Consider the following 2049-nt stretch of genomic DNA (forward strand, 5'->3'; position numbering starts at 1 on the left):
TACTTTGGGCTCCTTCATCCTGAGGGGCTCTTTTATCGGGTAGGACGGACTGCCGTAGGTGTAACAACTGGTCGTGACCTTCACGTCATCGCAGGGTAAAAAATGCACCGTGATGCCGCAGACGTCCTGGCCGTTATAGTCGGGTACCGGGACGGTTTTACTGTGCTGCCGATGACTGGCTTTAATTTTTTTTTCCCATTCCAGATATTTGTCCCATTTTTCATATCCCGGGAAATCATCTGTCGATGCTTCCCCACTTTCCCAGTCAATACGCACCGTCATGCCCGGCGTCCAGCGGGCGGGCACACTATAGCAGCAGCCGCCACCGCCGCCCTGGAACGGGCCGATAATGTCGATGCCCGACTGGTTATCCACGCTGAAGTGGTTAATCGCCCATCTGGTGTGGTTGATGGCGTCAATGGTGCCGCCACCACCTCCACTGCCACCGGCCTGAGCAGCAGGCTGTGAGCAGCCGGTTAACAGCAGCAGGCCCGCCAGCAACGGGGTTAATAGTGTGTGTTTCATCTGAGGTTCCTTACAGAGGCGGGACTAAAGGGGAAATGGCGGCTGCACCCGGGCTGAAGCGGTTTCCGTTATTTCGGACATACTTCCGGCTCCTTCATCCTGATGGGCTCTTTTATCGGGTAATTGGCATTTCTCGGTGACCAGCAGCTGGTCGTGACCTTCACGTCATCGCAGGGCAAAAAGTGCACCGTGATACCGCAGACGTCCTGGCCGTTATAGTCGGGAACCGGGACGGTTTTGCTGTGCTGACGTTTTTGGGCTTTCATTTTTTTTTCCCAGTCCAGATATTTTTCAGTATCTGCAAACCCGGGAAAACCTTTTGACCCCCCCTCCCCGGTTTCCCAGTCAACACGCACCGTCATGCCCGGCGTCCAGCGGGCGGGCACGCTGTAGCAGCAGCCGCCACCGCCGCCCTGGAACGGACCGATAATGTCGATGCCCGACTGGTTATCGACACTGAAGTGGTTAATCGCCCATCTGGTGTGGTTGATGGCGTCAATGGTGCCGCCACCACCTCCACTGCCACCGGCCTGAGCGGCAGGCTGTGAGCAGCCGGTTAACAGCAGCAGGCCCGCCAGCAGCGGGGTTAATAGTGTGTGTTTCATCTGACTTTCCTTACAGAGGCGGGACTAAAGGGGAAATGGCGGCTGCACCCGGGCTGACGCGGTTACCGTTATTTCGGACATACTTCCGGCTCCTTCATCCTGATGGGCTCTTTTATCGGGTAGGACGGACTGCCGTAGGTGTAACAACTCGTCGTGACCTTCACGTCATCGCAGGGCAGAAAGTGCACCGTGATGCCGCAGACGTCCTGGCCGTTATAGTCGGGTACCGGGACGGTTTTGCTGTGCTGCCGTTTTTGTTCGTCAACCTTTGTCTTCCAGGCTTTGTATTTAGCTCTGTCAGCGAATCCTGGAAAACCTTTAGAACCACCAACCCCGGTTTCCCAGTCAATACGCACCGTCATGCCCGGTGTCCAGCGGGCGGGCACGCTGTAGCAGCAGCCACCCCCGCCGCCCTGGAACGGGCCAATAATGTCGATGCCCGACTGGTTATCGACACTGAAGTGGTTAATCGCCCATTTAGTGTGGTTGATGGCTTTAATGGTGCCGCCGCCACCTCCGGCCTGAGCAGCAGGCTGTGAGCAGCCGGTTAACAGCAGCAGGCCCGCCAGCAGCGGGGTTAATAGTGTGTGTTTCATCTGAGGTTCCTTGCAGAGGCGGGACTAAAGGGGAAACGGCAGCGGCACCCGGGCTGACGCGGTTTCCGTTATTTCGGACATACTTCCGGCTCCTTCATCCTGAGGGGCTCTTTTATCGGGTAGGACGGACTGCCGTAGGTGTAACAACTCGTCGTGACCTTCACGTCATCGCAGGGTAAAAAATGCACCGTGATACCGCAGACGTCCTGGCCGTTATAGTCGGGTAACGGGACGGTTTTGCTGTGTTGCCTATCGTTCTCTTTCATTTTGTCCCTCCACTCCCTATATTTTTTTGAATCTGCAAATCCAGGAAAACCTTCAGT

4 protein-coding genes are annotated in these 2049 nt (G+C 56.2%); all 4 read right to left on the reverse strand.

The window, feature by feature from the left end; genetic code table 11:
• Positions 1 to 525: Tli1a family immunity protein (gene tli1a / locus CMR03_RS13100; RefSeq protein WP_141248564.1), on the reverse strand; the 525-nt coding region annotated here is incomplete at its 3' end.
• Positions 526 to 593: 68 nt separating this feature from the next.
• Positions 594 to 1130 (reverse strand): T6SS immunity phospholipase A1-binding lipoprotein Tli1-KP, encoded by a 537-nt coding sequence (tli1, locus tag CMR03_RS13105; RefSeq protein ID WP_096011717.1) that lies wholly within the window; start codon positions 1128 to 1130, stop codon positions 594 to 596.
• Positions 1131 to 1198: 68 nt separating this feature from the next.
• The gene (gene tli1a / locus CMR03_RS13110) at positions 1199 to 1726 is read right to left on the reverse strand and encodes a Tli1a family immunity protein (protein ID WP_096011718.1); all 528 of its coding nucleotides are present in this window, start codon (positions 1724 to 1726) and stop codon (positions 1199 to 1201) included.
• Between the two features lie 68 nt (positions 1727 to 1794).
• On the reverse strand, positions 1795 to 2049 hold a 255-nt coding region (tli1a, locus tag CMR03_RS13115), incomplete at its 5' end, for a Tli1a family immunity protein (protein WP_141248565.1).

The sequence above is a fragment of the Pantoea allii genome (assembly GCF_002307475.1).
Classification (GTDB): domain Bacteria; phylum Pseudomonadota; class Gammaproteobacteria; order Enterobacterales; family Enterobacteriaceae; genus Pantoea; species Pantoea allii.

Bases quoted from the DNA above. Each gene is read 5' to 3' on its own strand.
- tli1a (WP_096011718.1), bottom strand. From the start codon at position 1,726: ATGAAACACACACTATTAACCCCGCTGCTGGCGGGCCTGCTGCTGTTA.
- tli1 (WP_096011717.1), bottom strand. From the start codon at position 1,130: ATGAAACACACACTATTAACCCCGCTGCTGGCGGGCCTGCTGCTGTTA.